Raw genomic sequence first — 18,790 nt, forward strand, 5'->3', positions numbered from 1 at the left:
GGCCGGGTTACGCCGAGTCATATCCAAACGGGTCACTGCGCGTCGCAGACACAACAATATATCGTATCAAGTGATGACCCGCATGTCTCGTTTCCCGATCCGATTCCAACCCATTCCAACCGATTCACCGACCATGCGCGACCTCCCTCGTCTACCGCTTCGCCCGCTACCGCCCGTTTCGCTGATGCTGTTCGCCGCCGTCGCGCACGCACAGGCCGATACGCGCGCCTCGTCGACGCCGACGCACACCACGCCGCTCACGCCGATTTTCGTGACCGCGAACCCGCTCGGCGACACCGAGCTGATCTCGCCGACCGTGCAACTGTCCGGCGACGCGCTGACGCGCCGCCAGGCCGATTCGCTCGGCGAAACGCTCGACGGCCTGCCCGGCGTATCGACCACCACCTACGGTCCGATGGTCGGCCGCCCGATCATCCGCGGGATGGACGGCGACCGGATCCGCCTGCTGCAGAACGGCGTCGCCGCCTACGACGCGTCGTCGCTGTCGTACGACCACGCGGTGCCGCAGGATCCGCTGTCGATCGAGCGCGTCGAGATCGTGCGCGGGCCGGCCGCGCTGCTGTACGGCGGCAACGCGGTCGGCGGGGTCGTCAACACGATCGACAACCGGATTCCGCGAGAGGCGATCGAAGGCGTGACGGGCGCGCTCGACGCGCGCTACGGTGGCGCCAATTCGGTGCGCGCGGGCGCCGCGCAGGTCGAAGGCGGCAACGGCCGCTTTGCGTTCCATGTCGACGCATTCGACCGGGAAACGAGCAAGCTGCGGATTCCCGGCTACGCGCGCAGCAGCCAGCAACGGGCGATCGACGGCCCCGACACGCCGCAACCGTACGGCAACGTGCCGAACAGCGACGGCCGCGTGCATGGCGGCGCGCTCGGCGCGTCGTACACGTGGGCCGATGGCTTCGCGGGCCTGTCGTACAGCGGCTACGAGTCGAACTACGGCTCCGTCGCCGAGGACGACGTGCGCTTGCGGATGCGCCAGGAGCGCCTCGCGCTCGCGTCCGAGGTGCGCAACCTGAGCGGACCGTTCACGACGCTGAAGTTCGACTTCGCGTACACCGACTATCGCCACAAGGAAGTCGACAACGGCGAGACGGCCACCACCTTCCGCAACCGCGGCTACGAGGCGCGCATCGAGGCGCGGCATCGCCGGATCGGCCCGTTCGAAGGCGCGATCGGTATTCAGTTCGGCCAGAACACGTTCTCGGCGCTCGGCGACGAAATGCTCGTGCCGTCCACGCGAACGAACAGCGTCGCGCTGTTCGGTCTCGAGGAATGGCAGGTCGTCCCCGCGCTGAAGCTGAGCCTCGGCGGGCGCTTCGAGCACGTGAAGATCGATCCCGATCCGGCCGGTATCGAGAAATTCGCGGTCGCGCAGCCGCGCGACTTCAATGCCGGCAGCGTATCGGCCGGCGCGCTGTTCTCGCTGACGCCCGTGTGGTCGGTCGCGGCGAACGTCGCGTACACCGAACGCGCGCCGACCTTCTACGAGTTGTACTCGAACGGCCCGCACGACGCGACCGGCCAGTTCCTGATCGGCAACCCGAACGCGTCGAAGGAAAAGGCCGTGTCGACCGACCTGTCGCTACGCTATGCGAGCGGCCCGAACCGCGGCAGCGTCGGCGTGTTCTACAACCGCTTCTCCAACTACCTGACCGAGTACAACACGGGCCGCATCGTGAACGACGACGGCGAACCGGTCGCGCCCGGCGCCGGCGATACGCTCGACGAAGCAATCTATCGCGGCGTGCGCGCCGAGTTCTACGGCGTCGAACTCGACGGCAAGTGGCGCGCGTTGTCGCGGCGCGGTCACACGGTCGACCTGGAACTGACCGCCGATTACACGCATGCACGCAACGTCGACACCGGCCAGCCGCTGCCGCGCATCGCGCCGCTGCGCGCGACGCTCGCGGCCGACTATGGCTACGGCCCGTTCGGTGCGCGCGCGCAGGTCACGCACGCGTGGTCGCAGCACCGCGTGCCCGACAACGACGTTCCGACCGACGGCTACACGTCGCTCGGCGTGATGCTCACGTACAAGTTCCGTGTCGGCGCGACGCACTGGCTCGCGTACCTGCGCGGCGACAACCTGACGAACCAGGAGATCCGCTATGCGACCTCGGTCGTGCGCGGCTTCGCACCGCAAGGCGGCCGCAACATGATGGCCGGCCTGCGCACGACGTTCTGATCGCCGGACGGCCCGCGGCGCCGGCCGCGGGCCGGGTCGAACGGGCGCGCATTCTTAGCCTCTTTTACAGGGCCAAATCGGGCGTTCCCGAGCGTCCGAACGCAAATGCGCGATTTACCCGTAAATCAAGGAACATACCAATCTGGCGATTTGAGAAACCGACCAGAACGTATTAACTTTCGGTAAAAAGTCGATTTTCATGTCCGCGTATGAACGCGACGATCATTGGTGATTCCGAGCCTTTCTCCGGATCGAGAAAGCCCAACCGGCGGGGTTTCCAGCGAAAAAGAATAAATATCAGGGTTTTCGATGGGTAAAGAAATATCCGGCATTCCCGTTAATGACGGCACGGGCCTGCACGCGGTCGAACAACAAATTCCCATCGCCAACCACTCGCACAGAGGCACATCGTGAAAATCGCCAGAATAACGATCAAGGCAAAACTGCTTGGCGGCTTCGGTTTGCTCGCCGTGGTCGTCGTGGCCGTGTCGGGCATGGCGCTGAAAGCGCTGTCCGATACGAACGACGAGTTTTCCCGGTACATGAACGGCGTCAATGCGCGCGCAAACCTGTCCGCGCAAATCCGTACGGCGGTCGACCGGCGCGCGATCGCCGCGCGCAATCTGGTGCTCGTGACCACGCCGTCCGACATCCAGCTCGAACTGGCCGAAGTGCAGCAGGCGCACAAGGACGTGCAGGACCGCCTCGCGAAGCTGAAGGACATGATGGTGAATGCGACCGACACGACCGACCGCGCGCGCGAACTGGTCGCCGAGATCGTGCGCGTCGAAGCGAGCTACGGGCCCGTCGCGCTGAATATCGTCGGGCTCGCGCAGGCCGGCAAGAAGGACGAGGCAACCGCCGATATCGACAATCGCTGCCGTCCGTTGCTTGCGCAACTTGTTCGCGCGACCGATGCGTACGCAACCTATACGCACGAGCGTGAAGTCGCGATCGCGCAGGCATTCTCGGATCGCTACGCGCTCGAGCGCAACTTGCTGCTGGCCATCTGCGCAATCGCGATCGCGGTGGCGGTTGGCGGCGGCCTGTGGCTGACGCGCAGGATCACCGCACCGATCGTCGCGGCAGTCGACGTCGCGCGCACGGTGGCCAATGGCGATCTCGGCAGCCGTATCAGCGTGAGCGGCAACGACGAGACGCGCGACCTGCTCGACGCGCTGCGCACGATGAATGCGCGGCTGATCGACATAGTCGGTCGCGTGCGCGATTCGTCGAACAGCATCGCGCATGCGGTAGGCGAGATCGCATCGGGCAATCTCGACCTGAGCCAGCGCACCGAGGAACAGGCCGCATCGCTGCAGGAGACCGCCGCGACGATGGAGCAATTCACGTCGACGGTGCGCCTGAACGCGGAGAACGCGCAGCAGGCGAGCACGCTCGCCGCGAACGCGTCGGACGTCGCGCTGCGCGGCAGCGCGGTGGTCGGCCGCGTGGTCGATACGATGACGGAGATCGGCAACAGCTCGTCGAAAATTGCGGACATCACCGGGATCATCGAAGGCATCGCATTCCAGACCAACATCCTCGCGCTGAACGCGGCAGTCGAGGCGGCACGCGCGGGCGAACAGGGCCGCGGCTTCGCGGTCGTCGCGAGCGAGGTGCGCAGCCTCGCGCAACGTTCGTCCACCGCTGCGAAGGAAATCAAGGAGCTGATCTCGGCATCGGTACAGACGATCCAGGACGGCTCGGCGCTCGCGGGCGAAGCCGGCAAGACGATGTCGGACGTGACGCGAGCCGTCGCGCGCGTCACCGACATCATGGGTGAAATCGCGGCCGCATCGGCCGAACAGAGCCGCGGCATCGACCAGGTGAACCTGACGATCACGCAGATGGACGAGACGACGCAGCAGAACGCGGCACTCGTCGAACAGGCCGCGGCCGCGTCGAAATCGCTCGAGGCGCAGGGCCGCGATCTGTCGGAGACGGTGTCCGCGTTCCGGATGCCGGCCGGCGAACATGCAGCGTCGGCACACGCGCGTGCGCACGCAGACGACAGCGCGTCGCACTGGCAGGCTGCTGCCGCATAACGTGTCACGCGTGTCACGCGTAACGCGTCGCACGTAACACGGCCCGGCTGCGCATCGCCACCGCCTGCGTGCGACGGTCGTCGCGCTCGTGCGAACCTGAAACGCCGGGCGTCGCGCGGCACGCTCCATGTGTCCGCGGCACGCATCCTCGCCGCGTCGACCACGCACATCGCGATCGATCGAAGCAATTTCGATCGACACGGAATACGATCGGGCGCGTACGTCCACGATCCCCTTTCTCCAGGATCGCCGCCTCCCGTTGCACACGCTGCCGCGCAATTTCCGGTCCCGCCCGCCCTGCACGCGAAACGGCAAGTGTTGAACCGCCTGCGAATTCGTCGATCGCGGTCATGCACTTTTAAATCATGCGAATGACGAGTATCCTAAAAAAAGCACTCCACGTTCGAACGGCGAATCGCGTTCCCTGATTCCCGTCCGCTCGTATCGCGGCCCCATCGCGCCACGCGTCGATGGCGGCGTCCGCCTCGCGCCCTGGCCGCACGAACCTTCCCCAACCATTCGCAGGAGAGCTGGTGAGCCGACTCGTCGTCGTATCCAATCGCATTGCAGATCCCCGTAAAGCCGCGGCAGGCGGGCTTGCCGTGGCCGTGAAAGACAGCCTGCAGGAATCGGGCGGCGTCTGGTTCGGGTGGAGCGGCAGGCTGCGCGGCGACGGCGAACGCCCCGCGCACGGCGACGACGTGCAGATCCAGAACGTCGGCGGCATCCAGCTCGCGACGATCGATCTCGATCCGCAGGATTACGACGCGTATTACCTCGGCTACTCGAACAACGTGCTGTGGCCAGTGTTCCACTACCGCCTCGATCTCGCGCAGTTCGACCGCCGCTTCGCGGACGGCTACCGGCGTGTGAACCAGTTGTTCGCGCGCAAGCTGAGCACGCTGCTGCGCCCCGACGACGTCGTCTGGGTCCACGATTACCAGCTGATTCCGCTCGCCGCCGAACTGCGTGCGATGGGCTGCAGGAATCCGATCGGCTTCTTCCTGCACATTCCGATGCCGCCGCCACCGATCATGGCCGCGATCCCGGAGCACGAGTGGCTGATGCGCTCGCTGTTCGCCTACGATCTCGTCGGCTTCCAGACCGAATCGGATCTCCTTCACTTCGAGCACTACGTCGAGGCGGAAGCCGGCGCCGCGCGGCTACCGGACGGCCGCCTGCACGCGTTCGGCCGCACGCTGTCGGCCGGTGCGTTCCCGATCGGCATCAACGTCGACGAATTCGCGGCGCTCGCGGAGAACCGCGACGGCATCGACATGTTCGAGCGGATGCGCGACGAGTATTCGCGTCGCCAGTTGCTCGTCGGCGTCGACCGGCTCGACTACACGAAGGGGCTGCCGCAGCGCGTGCACGCGTTCCGTCAGTTGCTCGAACAATATCCGGAGAACCGCGACCGCGCGACGCTGATCCAGATCGCCGCACCAAGCCGCGAGGATCTCGGCGCGTACGACGACCTGCGGCGCGAGATGGACAGCCTGTGCGGCGCGATCAACGGCGATTACGGCGAACTCGAGTGGATGCCGATGCGCTACATCCACCGCACGGTCGCGCGCAAGCGCTTGCCGGGCCTCTACCGCGCGAGCCGCGTCGCGCTCGTCACGCCGCTGCGCGATGGCATGAACCTGGTCGCGAAGGAGTTTCTCGCCGCGCAGGATGAGGCCGATCCGGGCGTGCTCGTGCTGTCGCGTTTCGCGGGCGCGGCCGAGCAGTTGAAGCCCGCGCTGCTCGTCAATCCGTACGACACGCAAGGCACCGCGCAGGCGATCCAGCGCGCGCTCACGATGCCGCTCGACGAACGCCGCCAGCGCCACGACGCGCTGATGGCGATCGTGCGCAAGACCGACGTGCACTGGTGGCGCACGCGCTTTCTCGACGCGCTCGCCGAAGCGGCGGAAGTCGCCGCCGCGACCGAGTCCTGACGCACCACGTCCTGCCGGCGACAGGCTCGCGCTTCAGCGTTCGGGTTCGCGCGGCGGCCCGTATGCGACGAAATCGCGCTCGATCGCCGACGCCTGCTCCGGCGTATTCGCGCCCGCGCCGGGCCCGGGATCGGTCGTGGATGGCACGGCGCCAGGCGCCTCGCGCCCGTCGATCAGCGCCTGCAACGCATCGCGTTCGAGCACCTCGCACGCAAGCAGCCGTCGTGCGATCCGCTCGAGCGCATCGCGACGTTCTCCGAGCGTCGACGCGACGCGCGCATGCGCATCGGTCAGCAGCGTATGCACCTCGTCGTCGATCATCCGTGCGGTGTGCTCGCTGCAGCGCCCCTCGCCCGAATGCCATGCGCCCGGCATGCCGGTGCGCGCATCGCCGTCGTCGAAGCTCACCAGCCCGATCCGCTCGCTCATCCCGTACTGCATGACCATGTGGCGCGCCATCGCGGTCGCGCGTTCGAGATCGTTCTGTGCGCCCGTCGACACGTCGCCGAATACGAGTTCTTCCGCGACACGCCCGCCGAGCAGCGCGTCGATCCGATCGAGCAGCTCGCTGCGGCGCAGGACGTAGCGATCCTCGGTCGGCACCTGCTGCGTATAGCCGAGCGCGGCCACGCCGCGCGGAATGATCGACACCTTCTTTACCGGATCGCAATGCGCGCGGCTTTCCGCGACGAGCGCATGGCCGGCTTCGTGATAGGCGATCGTCAGCTTCTCCTGCGCGTTCATCACGCGGCTCTTGCGCTCGAGGCCCGTCAGCGCGCGATCGATCGCCTCGTCGAAGTCGTCCATCCCGATCGCCGGCTTGCCGAGCTCCGCCGCATGCAGCGCGGCCTCGTTGACGACGTTCGCGAGATCAGCGCCGACGAAGCCCGGCGTGCGCGACGCGAGTTCGCCGAGGTCGACGTCGGCCGCGAGCTTCACGTGCTTCACGTGCACGCCGAGGATCTGGCGGCGGCCGTTCACGTCGGGCCGGTCGATCGCGATGTGACGGTCGAAGCGGCCCGGGCGCAGCAGTGCGGGATCGAGAATCTCCGGCCGGTTGGTCGCGGCCATGATGATCACGCCGGAGCCGGCCTGGAAGCCGTCCATCTCGACGAGCAACTGGTTGAGCGTCTGCTCGCGCTCGTCGTTGCCCGACATCGGGCCGACCCCGCGCACCTTGCCGAGCGCATCGAGCTCGTCGACGAACACGATGCACGGCGCCTTCTGCTGCGCCTGCTCGAACAGGTCGCGCACGCGCGCCGCGCCGACGCCGACGAACATCTCGACGAACGCCGAGCCGCTGATCGAGAAGAACGGCACGGCCGCCTCGCCCGCCACCGCGCGCGCGAGCAACGTCTTGCCGGTACCGGGCGCGCCGACAACCAGCACGCCCTTCGGAATCTTGCCGCCGAGCCGCTGGTAGCGATCCGGATCGCGCAGGAACGCGACGAGCTGCTGCAGCTCGGCCTTCGCTTCGTCGATGCCCGCGATGTCGTCGAACGTGATGCCGGTTTCCTGCTGCACGTAGACGCGTGCGCGGCTCTTGCCCATCCCGGTGAAATCCTGCAGCCCGCCGCGCTTGCGCAGCATCAGGTTCCAGATGAACACGAACGCGACGAGCGGCACCAGCCACGACGCGAGCGACGCGATCCAGCCGGTGTCGGACGCGCCGTGGAAGCGGATGCCGGCGGCGGTCAGCGTGTCGATCAACTGCGGGTCGGTCACGCGGTTGGTGGCGAAGCGCGGCGGCGTGCCCTCCGACTTCAGGGCCGCGACTTCGGACGCCGGCAGCATCGCGCCGGCCTGCGGCATCGTCAGCGTGCCCGTGATCGTCGTCGATCCGATCTCGAGATCGTCGACGAGCCGCGCGGCGACGAGCCGATGGAAATCGCTGTACGCGATCAGCGTCGACGTCGGACGCAGCATCAGCAACTGCGCGGCGAACAGCACGAAGAAGCCCGCCGCGATCAGCAATCCTGCGTAGTCGAATTTCCTGTCCATGGCATCGGGCCGGCCGGTCGCGCCGCCGCGCGCTTATGCGTGCCCGCGCGCCGGGCCGGCACGCGGCATCGGCAGCCACGCGCAGACGGAACGCATCCGCGTCATCTTCGCCTCGTTTCGTCGCATGAATGACACCGCGAAGGCGCGCCACGCGCCGTTCGCGCGGACGACGCACGGCAACGCGCCGCCCGTGATTCAAGTCTAGTTCGCGCGCAAGCGTCGCGCATTGTCCGACAAACAGCTTTCATCGAGGCGGGCGGCCACGTTATAGTCGCGTTCATGACATTTCCGTGACAGCCGGCATCGCCCCGCCCGGGCGCGACGCCGGCCGTTGCGTCCCGTCCCGCGTCGCGGCAGGCCGCGTGACGCCGCCGCGCATCGAACGACAACCGCCCATCCGAGGAGCTCACGACGTGAACGACACCCCCGATCGCCCCGACGACCTTCCCGTTGATCCCGACCGCCGCCGTATGCTCGGCGGCCTCGCCGCGCTCGGCGCCGGCGTCGCGCTCGGCGGCTGCGAGACCACGCCGGGCGGCGCGCCGCGCACCGCCGCCGACCTGCGGCTCGACGAGGCGCTGCGCCGGCAGGTGCGCCACATCGTCGTGATCTATGCGGAAAACCGCAGCTTCGCGAACCTGTATGGCGACTTCCCCGGTGTGCGCTACCCGCTGAGCGAGGTGCGGCCCGAGCATGCGCAGCAGCTCGATCGCGACGGCAAGACGCCGTTGCCGGTGCTGCCGAAAATCTGGGGCGGACTCGTGCCGCAAGCGCAGGAAGTGAACGGCAAGCGCTACGCGATCGCCGAGCGCGACATCGACAAGCTGCCGAACGCGCCGTTCCGGATCACCGACGCGCAGGGCAAGCCGCTGCCCAATGGCGTAATCACGCGCGACCTGTGGCACCGCTTCTACCAGAACCAGATGCAGATCGCGGGCGGCCGCAACAACCAGTTTGCCGCGTGGGCCGATTCGGGCGGCCTCGTGATGGGCCATTACCGCAATTCGGCCGACACGCTGCGGCTGTGGAACCTCGCGCGGCAATACACGCTGTGCGACAACTTCTTCATGGCGGCCTTCGGCGGTTCGTGGCTGAACCACATGTTCCTGATTTCCGCGCAGCCGCCGATCTATCCGGATGCACACCGGCATCCGCACGCGGCGAAGCTGCTGTCGAAGGTCGACGGCGACGATCCGGCCGGCACACGGCTGACGCTCGCCGCCGATTCGCCGGCATCCGCGCTCGAGGGCCCGCCGAAGTTCGCGGTCGACGGCCCGCTGACGCCCGACGGCTACGGCGTGAACACGATGGCGCCGCCGTACCAGCCGAGCTACGTTCCGCCGGCCGATCCGGGCAACGCGGCATACGCGGATCCGGCCGACCATCGCGTGATCCCGCCGCAAGCCCATGCGACGATCGGCGACCGCCTGTCGGAGAAGAACGTCGACTGGGCGTGGTACAGCGGCGCGTGGCAATACGCGCTCGAGCACCGCGACACGGGCACGGTGCCGGATTTCCAGTATCACCATCAGCCGTTCAACTACTTCGCGAACTATGCGCCCGGCACCGACGCGCGCCGCAAGCACCTGCGCGACGCGGGCCTCGGCGACGAGCCGTCGACCAACCGCTTCATCGCCGACATCGACGCGGGCCGCCTGCCGGCCGTCGCGTTCTACAAGCCGCAAGGCAACCTGAACATGCACGCGGGCTATGCGGACGTCGAATCCGGCGATCGCCACATCGCGAACGTGATCGAGCGCATCCGGCGCGGCCCGCAGTGGGCGAACACCGTGATCGTGATGACGCACGACGAGAACGGCGGCTGGTGGGATCACGTCGCGCCGCCGGTCGGCGATCGCTGGGGCCCCGGCTCACGGATTCCCGCGCTCGTGATCTCGCCGTTCGCGAAGAAGGGTTACGTCGACCACACGATGTACGACACGAACTCGATCCTGCGCTTCATCAGCCGCGTGCACGGGCTCGCGCCGCTCGACGGCGTCGCCGCGCGCGACAAGGCGTTCGCGTCGCGCGGCGCGACGCCGCCGGGCGACCTGACGAACGCGCTTGATCTCGGCTGACGGCCTGTCGACGCGCCACCGACGTCCGCCTGAAACGACGACGCCCCGGTGCAACACGGTTGCCCGGGGCGTCGTGCTTGCCTGTTCAGGCGACGCTACGCGGCGCGGCGCTCCGCCTCGCTCGCCGAACGCGCGGCATGACGGCCGGCCTGCCGGCCGAAGAACGTCGCATCGGCCAGCGACAGCCCCGAACTGTACCCGGCGCCCCAGCGCGGCAGCCCGCAACTCGTGCGGCCCGCCGCATAAAGGCCCGCCACCGGCACGCGCATGGCGTCGAGCACCTGCCCGGTCGGCAGCGTGTCGAGCCCGCCCAGCGTGAAATGCGGATAGAACGCGTAGTCGATCCGGCAATCGAGCGCGACGAACGGCGGCTCGATCAGCGGCGTCAGCCACTTCTTCGCCTTGTGGAACAACGGATCGACGCCTTCGGCCGCGTGGCGGTTGTAGACGTCGACGGTCGCCGTCAGGGTGCCGGCCGGCATCTGCAGGTCGCGTTCGACTTCCTCCCATGTCTCACCCGCCGCCGCGATGCCGATCCGCGCGATCGCGGGCGGCTCCTGATAGGTCGCCTGGTCGACCAGCAGGTAGATCCGGTCGTCGGTCTGGTGGAACGCGTGATGGCCGGTGCGGCCGTGATAGCCGTCCTCGTTGATGAAGCGCTGGCCGCGCGCGTTCACGAAGATCCCGCGGATCAGCGATTCGGGCGCGTAGAACGGCAGGCTGACGAAACCCTGGTCCATGTGGATCGCGGCCCCGCCCGCGCTCTGGCCGAGCAGGATGCCTGAGCCGTCGTCGCCCGGGCTGCCGATCGGTTCGTCCGAGCGCAGCAACTGCGGCGCGTGCCGGCGCACCATGTCGCGGTTCATCGCGAAGCCGCCCGCGCACAGGATCACAGCGCGGCGCGCCCGCACGCATGCCGTTTCGCCGTACGCGCGCAGCACGACGCCGCGCACCGCGCCGGCATCGTCGACGATCAGCGCCAGGGCGCGCGTGTCGTAGCGTGTCGACACGCCGAGCGCCTGCACGCGCCCGGCCAGCACGCGCATCAGCATCTGCCCGCCGCCCCAGCCCGGCCATTGCGGTGTGTGCCCGCGCGGGCACGGCTTCGCGGCCTCGCTGAACGGCCAGGCCTCCTCGCTGCCGGACCAGATCAGGCAATCGTCCGTTTCCGGTTCGACGATCCGCTCGGCGATGAACGTGTTCTTGTACGTGAGGCCCTGCGCGACGAGCCAGTCGTGATGCGCGAGGCTCTCGTTCGCGTAGAGACGCACCTTCGCCTCGTCCGCGTCTCGGCCGCCCGCGAGCATCAGGTAGCGGTACAGGTCCTCGGTATCGTCGCTGAAGCCGGCCTGCCGCTGCGCGGGCGTGCCGCCACTGCCGCCGAGGTAGATCTCGCCGCCGGACAGCGCGCTCGTGCCGCCGTAGCTCGATGCACGCTCGACGATCAGCGTGTCGGCGCCGGGCTCGCGGCTTCGATCGCCGCGCACGCGCCGGCCGCGCCGAAGCCGACGATCACGACGTCGTGTTCGGCGTCCCAGCGACGCACGTCGCGGACGTTCAGGGGGCGGGTCAGGGAATAGTCGGATGGCATCGCGTAATGGTTCTGCGTGAAGGGAATGGGTGAAAGGCGGTGGTCGTGGCGAAGCACCGCCGGGCAGGCAGCCCGACACGGACGTCGGCGCGGTGTCGATGCGAGCGCTCGAGAGCGCGCATGCGAGCCGCGCCGGGTGTCGTGGGCGGAAACTCGAACGACGACGGGAAACCGGATGGGCGACCCGCGGCGCATGTATCGCGGTGCTCCACCCGGTCTGTCCGCGAGGACGCCACCGCATCGCGACGGCTTCCGGGCGACATCGAATCGGCGCGGCGCACGGCCGCGCCAGCGTCACATGCCGCGCAGCGCGGCGAAGCCGAAGTGCGACGGATCGATGGGTACGCAACCCGTCGGCAAGCCGTTCGAGTCGACCGAGCGGCATTGCAGGATGCCGGCCGCATACGGCGGCGACGGGACCTGCTCGGCACCATATCGCGCCACCGCCATGGCCGCGAACGTGCCTATCGCCAATACGCACAGCTTGCGAGTCGTCAGTCTCATGATCGTCGTCCCCTCCGGTTGGCCGCTATCGCGGTTCGTATCCGGCGACTGACCACGTGCAACGGCGCCGGATGACTGCACGGTAGCCAGCGCCGGCCCGCCAGCCATCGTCCATTTCGACTAGGGGCAAACACGAATCGCGCTTCATGCGGCGCACCGCACTGCAGCATTACTGCGTGATCGGTTCGACTGAAAGACCCGCGAACCGTCTGACCCGGCTTGTTGCGATCGGCCGCATCACCGTCGGCCGCATGCCGTGCATCCGCCGCTGCATCGCAGCATCGGACGTTGCGCCGCCGTCGGCCCGGGTGTTTTCCCCGATCCTTACCCTGCTCCGTATGGATGATGAGCATCGATCGGTCCGATGCGAACCTGCGCGTCAACGTCGCAACGCCGCCGCGTCCGCGCTCGCGGCGCGGCAAACGCTTTCCGTTCACTCACGGGAGTACCGCATGACCGATTCGAATCCCCGCCACGCGCTGTACGAACTTGCGTGCCGTTACGCGCAAGCCGTCGATCGGCGCGACTGGCCGCGCCTCGCCACCCTCTTCACCGCCGATGCGCAGCTCGACGGCCCCGGTTTCCGCTTCGACGACCGCGACGCGATCGTCGCCGGCATGAGCGTGATCGAGCGCTACGAGACGACCCAGCATCACGTGCACAACCAGCTCGTCACGCTCGACGGCGGCGAAGCCGATGTCGAGACCTACGGCGTCGCGTGCCACGTCTATGTGCGCGACGGCGTGAAGCGCAAGCTCGACTGGGGGCTGCGCTATCGCGACCGCTGCGTGTTCGACGGCGGCACGTGGCGCTTCGCCGCGCGCACGCTGCACGTCGACTGGTCGCAAGACCTGCCGCTGGAGGGCTGAACGATGCGCTCGCCCCTCCCCCTCGCCGGCCGCACCGCGCTCGTCACGGGCGGCGCCGGCGGCATCGGCGCGGCCTGCGCGCACGCGCTCGCCGCCGATGGCGCGGCCGTCGTGCTGATGGGCCGCCGCCGCGACGCGCTCGAACGCACGCAGCGGCATCTGGCCGAGGCAGTGCCCGGCAGCCGCGTCGCGATCCATGCCGGCGACGCCTGCGACGACGCCGACCTGCAGGCCGCGCTGGATACCGCATGGGCGTTCGACGGCCGTCTCGACATCGTCGTGCCGACCGTCGGCGGCGCCGGGTTCCGCCCGCTGCTGATGCACGACGCCGACAGCTTCCGCGCGGAAATCGACCTGAACCTGTCCAGCGCGTTCGCCGCGATCCGTCACGCCGCGCCGCGGCTCGCCGACAGCGGCGGCGGCTCCATCGTTTGCATCTCGTCGACCGCCGCGCAGATCAATTTCCGCTGGCTGACCGCGTACTGCACCGCGAAGGCCGCGCTCGAGGCGCTGGTGCGCGGTGCGGCCGAGGAGCTGGCCGGCGCGAAGATCCGCGTGAACGCGGTGCGGCCGGGCCTCACGCGCTCCGAAGCCACCGCCCCGATGTTCGACGACCGTGCGCTGGTCGACAGCTTCCTCGAACAGATTCCGCTCGGCACGCTCGGCGAACCGGAAGCGATCGCGCACGCGGTGCGCTATCTCGCGGGCCCCGAGTCGGGCTGGGTCACCGGCCAGAGCTTCGCGGTCGACGGCGGCCACGAGCTGCGCACCAACCCGCGCGTCGACGCCACGATCGCGCAGATCTACGGCGCGGCCGCGCTCGACGCGGTCAAGGCCGGCCGCGCGCCGGGCGCCGCATGAGCGCCCGCCTTCTTTCAACGTCGCAGGAAATCGAACCCAACATGAATCGAGTCGCAAACAAGGTCGCGCTGATCACCGGCGCGGCGAGTGGCGTCGGCCGCGCCGATGCGCTGCTGCTGGCCGCCGAGGGCGCGCGCGTCGTGCTCACCGACATCGACGAGGATGCGGGCCGCGCGCTCGCGCGCGAAATCGGCGACACCGCGCTGTTCGTGCGCCAGGACATCGCCGACGAGGACGGCTGGCGGCACGCGATCGCGTCGACGCTCGACCGCTTCGGCCGCCTCGACGTACTCGTCAACAACGCGGCGATCTGCCCGGTCGGCTCGATCGAGGACACGAGCCTCGACACCTGGCGGCGCGTGCTGCGTGTCAACGCGGACGGCTATTTCCTCGGCTGCAAGTACGCGATCGGCGCGATGAAAGGCAACGACACGCCGGGCTCGATCGTGATGATGTCGTCGGTCGCCGCGCTCGGCGGGCTGCCGATGATGTGCGCGTACACCGGGTCGAAAGGCGCGGTGACTGCGCTCGCGCGCAGCGTCGCCGTGCACTGCAAGCGCAGCGGCTACCGGATCCGCTGCAACTCGATCCATCCGGACGGGATCTGGACGCCGATGACGCAGGCGCTGATGCCCGATCTCGATCCAACCGCACTCGGCATCGGCAGCGATCCGATGGCACGCATGTGCGATCCGCGGGACGTCGCGAATCTCGTGCTGTTCCTTGCCTCCGACGAATCGCGTTTCGTGAACGGCGCGGAGCTGCGGATCGACAACGCGCAACTCGTTTCGTCCCTGTGATGCGGCTCGTGGCTTTTTCGTTCGAAGGAGTGTTGTGGTGATTTCATTTACCGGCAAGACAGTACTGATCACCGGCGGCGGCGCGGGCATCGGCCGCGCGTGCGCGGAAGGATTCGGCGCGGCGGGTGCGCGCGTCGCGGTGGCCGAGCTCGACCCCGCTCGCGCGCAGGACGTGCGCCAGGCGCTCGAAGCCGCGGGCGTCGACGCGCTCGTCGGCGTCGTGGACGTCACGCGCCGCGACGAGGTCGACGCATTCGCGCAGACGATCGACGCACGCTTCGGCGGCCTCGACGTGCTCGTCAACAACGTCGGCGATTTCCTGCAGATCGCGAAACCGTTCGACGATCATACCGACGACGACATCGCGCGGCTGTTCGACGTGAACCTGCGCCAGGTGTTCGTCGTCACGCAGGCGATGCTGCCGTTGCTGCGCAAGCGCGGCGCGGGCAGCAGCATCGTCGGCGTGTCGTCGATCGAGGGCTTCCGCGCGATTCCGAACTGCACCGTCTATGCGTCGTTCAAGGCCGCACTGACCGGTTTCACGAAAAGCCTCGCGCTCGAACTCGGGCCGGCCGGCATTCGCGTGAACCAGATCGCGCCGGAGACCACCGAGACGCCGCAGGTGCCCGTGAGCGCGATGGTCGCGGCGGAGCATCGCGCGCACATCCCGCGCTGGATTCCGCTCGGGCGCTTCGGTGCCGCCGGCGACATCGCGGGCGCCGCGCTGTTCCTCGCGAGCCCGCTCGCCGCGTGGGTCACCGGCACGACGCTGCACGTGGACGGCGGCGCGCTCGCGGCGGCCGGCTGGTATCGCGACCCGAACGGTTTCTGGACCAACCTGCCGGTCGTCACGGGCAACGGCTTCAACTTCTGAGCGCACTTCCGTGCGGCTTCATCCGTTCAATCGTCGGTTCAATTCATGCGGCGCGCCTGCGCCGCCCTCGGAGACACCATGAACATCCTGATCATCGGCGGCACCGGCCTCATCGGCGGCCACGCCGCGCTGCATCTGCGCGCGCAAGGCAACGACGTGACGCTTGCCGCCCGCAAGCCGCCCGCGCCTGGCAGCGCGCTCGCGCAATTCGACGTGCTGTTGCGCGACTACGTGGCCGGCAACTTCACGCGTGACGATCTCGCGCCGTTCGACGCGGTCGTGTTCGCGGCGGGCAACGACATTCGCCACCTGCCGCCCGGCACCGACGAAGCCGCGCACTGGGAACGCGCGAACGTCGACGCGGTACCGCGCTTCTTCGCGCTCGCGCGCGACGCGGGCGTGAAGCGCGCGGTGCTGGTCGGCAGCTTCTATCCGCAGGTCGCGCCGGCACTCGTCGACACGGTGCCGTACGTGCGCTCGCGCCATCTCGCGGACAAACGCGTGCGCGCGCTCGCGTCGCCGTCGTTCGCGGTGTGCAGCGTCAATGCGCCGTTCGTCGTCGGGTCGGTGCCGGGGCTGCGCAACGAGATGTTCGCCGCGTACACGGGCTATGCGCAGGGCAAGCTCGCCGGCCTGCCGGTGTACGGGCCGGCCGGCGGCAGCAACTTCATCTCGACGCAGTCGCTGTCGGAAGCGATCTGGGGCGCGCTGCAACGCGGCGCATCCGGCAAGGCCTATCTCGTCGGCGACGAGAACCTGAGCTTCGCCGACTATTTCGCGGCCTTCTTCCGCGCGGCGGGCAATCCGCAGCCGGTGCCGTCGCTCGACCAGGAGCATCCGCTGCTGCCCGATATGGCGATCTACACGGGGCGCGGCAACGTCGTGTCGTACGAACCCGATCCGGCCGATATCGCGCTGCTGCGCTACCGGCGCGGCGACGTGCAGCGCGCGGTGAACGAAGTGGTCGCGCAATGCGGCGCGTGAGCGCACTGCCCGCGCAACACGCGCCACGCTGAAACGAAGCAGAAACAAAAACGTCCCGCCGCCGGCGATGCATGCCGGCGGCGGGACGTTCATGCCACCACGTCGTTACTTCGTTACACCGATTCGGATCGTCAGCCGCCGATGCGCTGTTCGATCTTCTTCATCGTGTCGGTCAGCTCGGTGGGCAAACGCAGCTTCAGCGTGTCGAACAACGCAGCATGCAGCTTCAGTTCCTCGCGCCATTCGTCGGCGTTCATCGACGTCACCGCCTCGAACTGCTCGCGCGTGAAGTCGAGCCCGTTCCAGTGCAGGTCGTCATAGGCCGGCGACACGCCGAACGCATGGTCGCCGCCGCCGCCGTTGCCCTCGAGGCGATCGAGCATCCACTTCAGCACGCGCATGTTCTCGCCGAAGCCCGGCCACACGAACTTGCCGTTCGCATCCTTGCGGAACCAGTTCACGCAGTAGATCTTCGGCAGCGTCGCGCCGGCGCCTTCGATCTGCTTGCCGATCTTCAGCCAGTGCGCGAAATAATCGCTCATGTTGTAGCCGCAGAACGGCAGCATCGCGAACGGGTCGCGGCGCACGACGCCCTGCTGGCCGGCTGCCGCGGCGGTCGTCTCCGAGCCCATCGTCGCGGCCATGTACACGCCTTCGATCCAGTCGCGCGCCTCGGTCACGAGCGGCACGGTCGTCGAGCGACGGCCGCCGAAGATGAACGCGTCGATCGGCACGCCGGCCGGGTCTTCCCAGTCCGCGTCGATCGACGGGCATTGCGATGCCGGCGCCGTGAAGCGCGAGTTCGGGTGCGCGGCCTTGCGGCCGGTTTCCTTTCCGATCTCCGGCGTCCACGGGTTGCCCTGCCAGTCGGTCAGCTTCGCGGGCGGCGTGTCGGTCAGGCCTTCCCACCACACGTCGCCGTCTTCCGTCAGCGCGACGTTCGTGAAGATCACGTTTTCCTTCAGCGTCGAGATCGCGTTCGGGTTGGTTTTCACGCCCGTGCCCGGCGCGACGCCGAAGAAGCCGGCTTCCGGGTTGATCGCATACAGGCGCCCGTCGCGGCCCGGCTTCAGCCATGCGATGTCGTCGCCGATCGTCGTGACCTTCCAGCCGTCGAAACCCCGCGGCGGGATCAGCATCGCGAAGTTGGTCTTGCCGCACGCGGACGGGAACGCCGCCGCGACGTGATACTTCTTGCCGGCCGGCGACGTCACGCCGAGGATCAGCATGTGTTCGGCGAGCCAGCCCTGGTCGCGACCCATCGTCGACGCGATGCGCAGCGCGAAACACTTCTTGCCGAGCAGTGCGTTGCCGCCGTAGCCCGAGCCGAAGCTCCAGATCTCGCGTGTGTCGGGGAAATGCACGATGTACTTGACCGGGTTGCACGGCCACGGCACGTCCTTCTGGCCTGCTTCGAGCGGATGGCCGACGCTGTGCACGCACGGCACGAATTCGCCGTCCTCGCCGAGCACGTCATAGACGTCGCGGCCCATGCGCGTCATGATCCGCATGTTCGCGGCCACGTACGGGCTGTCGGACAACTCGACGCCGACGTGCGCGATCGGCGAGCCGAGCGGGCCCATCGAGAACGGCACGACGTACAGCGTGCGGCCGCGCATCGAACCGCGGAACAGACCGTTCAGCGTCTCGCGCATTTCTTCCGGCGCGATCCAGTTGTTGGTCGGGCCGACGTCGTCGGGCGATTCGGTGCAGATGAAGGTGCGGTCCTCGACGCGCGCGACGTCGGACGGATCGGACTGCGCGAGATACGAGTTCGGGCGCTTCGCCGGGTTCAGGCGCTTGAGCGTGCCCTGGTCGACCATCGCCTGGCACAGCGCGTCGTTTTCTTCCTGCGAGCCGTCGCACCAGACGACGCGATCGGGCTCCGTGAGCGCCGCGATACGCGACACCCAGTCGATCAGTTTGCGATGCTTGACGAATGCCGGGGGAGCGATCAGCGGGCCGTGCGTCGCTTCGGCCAGGTTGTTTTGCGACATGGGAATGTCTCCAGACTATTGGGCGGGGATG

12 protein-coding genes and 1 pseudogene are annotated in these 18,790 nt (G+C 68.2%); 9 read left to right on the plus strand and 4 right to left on the minus strand.

The window, feature by feature from the left end:
* Positions 1 to 133: 133 nt before the first annotated feature.
* The 3 genes from LGM71_RS06035 to otsA all read left to right on the plus strand — a co-directional run bounded on the left by LGM71_RS06035 (position 134) and on the right by otsA (position 6,200).
* Complete coding sequence (locus tag LGM71_RS06035) at positions 134 to 2,212, plus strand: TonB-dependent receptor (RefSeq protein ID WP_226114267.1); 2,079 nt, start codon at positions 134 to 136, stop codon at positions 2,210 to 2,212.
* Positions 2,213 to 2,622: 410 nt separating this feature from the next.
* The gene (locus LGM71_RS06040; RefSeq protein WP_226114268.1) at positions 2,623 to 4,260 is read left to right on the plus strand and encodes a methyl-accepting chemotaxis protein; all 1,638 of its coding nucleotides are present in this window, start codon (positions 2,623 to 2,625) and stop codon (positions 4,258 to 4,260) included.
* Between the two features lie 533 nt (positions 4,261 to 4,793).
* Entirely contained in the window at positions 4,794 to 6,200 is a 1,407-nt protein-coding gene (gene otsA / locus LGM71_RS06045; protein ID WP_124622739.1) for an alpha,alpha-trehalose-phosphate synthase (UDP-forming), read from the plus strand.
* Positions 6,201 to 6,233: 33 nt separating this feature from the next.
* Here the strand turns inward: otsA and ftsH are convergent, their stop codons facing one another.
* Positions 6,234 to 8,201: an ATP-dependent zinc metalloprotease FtsH gene (gene ftsH / locus LGM71_RS06050; RefSeq protein WP_226114269.1), complete on the minus strand. Its 1,968-nt coding sequence runs from the start codon at positions 8,199 to 8,201 to the stop codon at positions 6,234 to 6,236.
* Positions 8,202 to 8,614: 413 nt separating this feature from the next.
* On the opposite strand from ftsH, the gene LGM71_RS06055 reads away from it, so the two are divergent.
* Positions 8,615 to 10,279 carry an acid phosphatase gene (locus tag LGM71_RS06055; protein ID WP_226114270.1) on the plus strand — a complete coding sequence of 555 codons (1,665 nt, stop codon included), beginning with the start codon at positions 8,615 to 8,617 and terminating at the stop codon, positions 10,277 to 10,279.
* Between the two features lie 95 nt (positions 10,280 to 10,374).
* Here LGM71_RS06055 and LGM71_RS06060 read toward each other — a convergent pair.
* Both LGM71_RS06060 and LGM71_RS06065 read right to left on the minus strand, forming a co-directional pair.
* A pseudogene (locus LGM71_RS06060) lies at positions 10,375 to 11,870 on the minus strand (FAD-dependent oxidoreductase).
* A 294-nt stretch (positions 11,871 to 12,164) separates the two neighbouring features.
* Positions 12,165 to 12,374, minus strand: a complete 210-nt coding sequence (locus LGM71_RS06065) for a hypothetical protein (protein ID WP_151052416.1) — start codon at positions 12,372 to 12,374, stop codon at positions 12,165 to 12,167.
* 452 nt (positions 12,375 to 12,826) lie between these two features.
* Here LGM71_RS06065 and LGM71_RS06070 point away from each other — a divergent pair, with 452 nt between their 5' ends.
* The 5 genes from LGM71_RS06070 to LGM71_RS06090 all read left to right on the plus strand — a co-directional run bounded on the left by LGM71_RS06070 (position 12,827) and on the right by LGM71_RS06090 (position 16,762).
* On the plus strand, positions 12,827 to 13,243 hold the full coding sequence (locus LGM71_RS06070; protein WP_059525569.1) for a nuclear transport factor 2 family protein: 417 nt from the start codon (positions 12,827 to 12,829) through the stop codon (positions 13,241 to 13,243).
* A gap of 3 nt (positions 13,244 to 13,246) precedes the next feature.
* The gene (locus LGM71_RS06075) at positions 13,247 to 14,104 is read left to right on the plus strand and encodes an SDR family NAD(P)-dependent oxidoreductase (protein ID WP_226114271.1); all 858 of its coding nucleotides are present in this window, start codon (positions 13,247 to 13,249) and stop codon (positions 14,102 to 14,104) included.
* A 41-nt stretch (positions 14,105 to 14,145) separates the two neighbouring features.
* On the plus strand, positions 14,146 to 14,904 hold the full coding sequence (locus tag LGM71_RS06080; protein WP_124622749.1) for an SDR family oxidoreductase: 759 nt from the start codon (positions 14,146 to 14,148) through the stop codon (positions 14,902 to 14,904).
* A 40-nt stretch (positions 14,905 to 14,944) separates the two neighbouring features.
* The gene (locus tag LGM71_RS06085; protein WP_319000375.1) at positions 14,945 to 15,778 is read left to right on the plus strand and encodes an SDR family NAD(P)-dependent oxidoreductase; all 834 of its coding nucleotides are present in this window, start codon (positions 14,945 to 14,947) and stop codon (positions 15,776 to 15,778) included.
* A gap of 78 nt (positions 15,779 to 15,856) precedes the next feature.
* Complete coding sequence (locus tag LGM71_RS06090; protein WP_226114273.1) at positions 15,857 to 16,762, plus strand: NAD-dependent epimerase/dehydratase family protein; 906 nt, start codon at positions 15,857 to 15,859, stop codon at positions 16,760 to 16,762.
* Positions 16,763 to 16,893: 131 nt separating this feature from the next.
* On the opposite strand, the gene LGM71_RS06095 is transcribed toward LGM71_RS06090, so the two are convergent.
* On the minus strand, positions 16,894 to 18,759 hold the full coding sequence (locus tag LGM71_RS06095; RefSeq protein WP_226114274.1) for a phosphoenolpyruvate carboxykinase (GTP): 1,866 nt from the start codon (positions 18,757 to 18,759) through the stop codon (positions 16,894 to 16,896).
* Positions 18,760 to 18,790 lie beyond the last annotated feature (31 nt).

This window comes from Burkholderia sp. AU33545 (assembly GCF_020419685.1).
In the GTDB taxonomy this organism is placed as follows: domain Bacteria; phylum Pseudomonadota; class Gammaproteobacteria; order Burkholderiales; family Burkholderiaceae; genus Burkholderia; species Burkholderia diffusa.

Excerpts from the sequence above, each read along its gene's own strand:
- LGM71_RS06035 (WP_226114267.1), top strand. The coding sequence starts at position 134 with ATGCGCGACCTCCCTCGTCTACCGCTTCGCCCGCTACCGCCCGTTTCG.
- ftsH (WP_226114269.1), bottom strand. The coding sequence starts at position 8,201 with ATGGACAGGAAATTCGACTACGCAGGATTGCTGATCGCGGCGGGCTTC.
- LGM71_RS06065 (WP_151052416.1), bottom strand. The coding sequence starts at position 12,374 with ATGAGACTGACGACTCGCAAGCTGTGCGTATTGGCGATAGGCACGTTC.
- LGM71_RS06070 (WP_059525569.1), top strand. The coding sequence starts at position 12,827 with ATGACCGATTCGAATCCCCGCCACGCGCTGTACGAACTTGCGTGCCGT.
- LGM71_RS06075 (WP_226114271.1), top strand. The coding sequence starts at position 13,247 with ATGCGCTCGCCCCTCCCCCTCGCCGGCCGCACCGCGCTCGTCACGGGC.
- LGM71_RS06080 (WP_124622749.1), top strand. The coding sequence starts at position 14,146 with ATGAATCGAGTCGCAAACAAGGTCGCGCTGATCACCGGCGCGGCGAGT.
- LGM71_RS06090 (WP_226114273.1), top strand. The coding sequence starts at position 15,857 with ATGAACATCCTGATCATCGGCGGCACCGGCCTCATCGGCGGCCACGCC.
- LGM71_RS06095 (WP_226114274.1), bottom strand. The coding sequence starts at position 18,759 with ATGTCGCAAAACAACCTGGCCGAAGCGACGCACGGCCCGCTGATCGCT.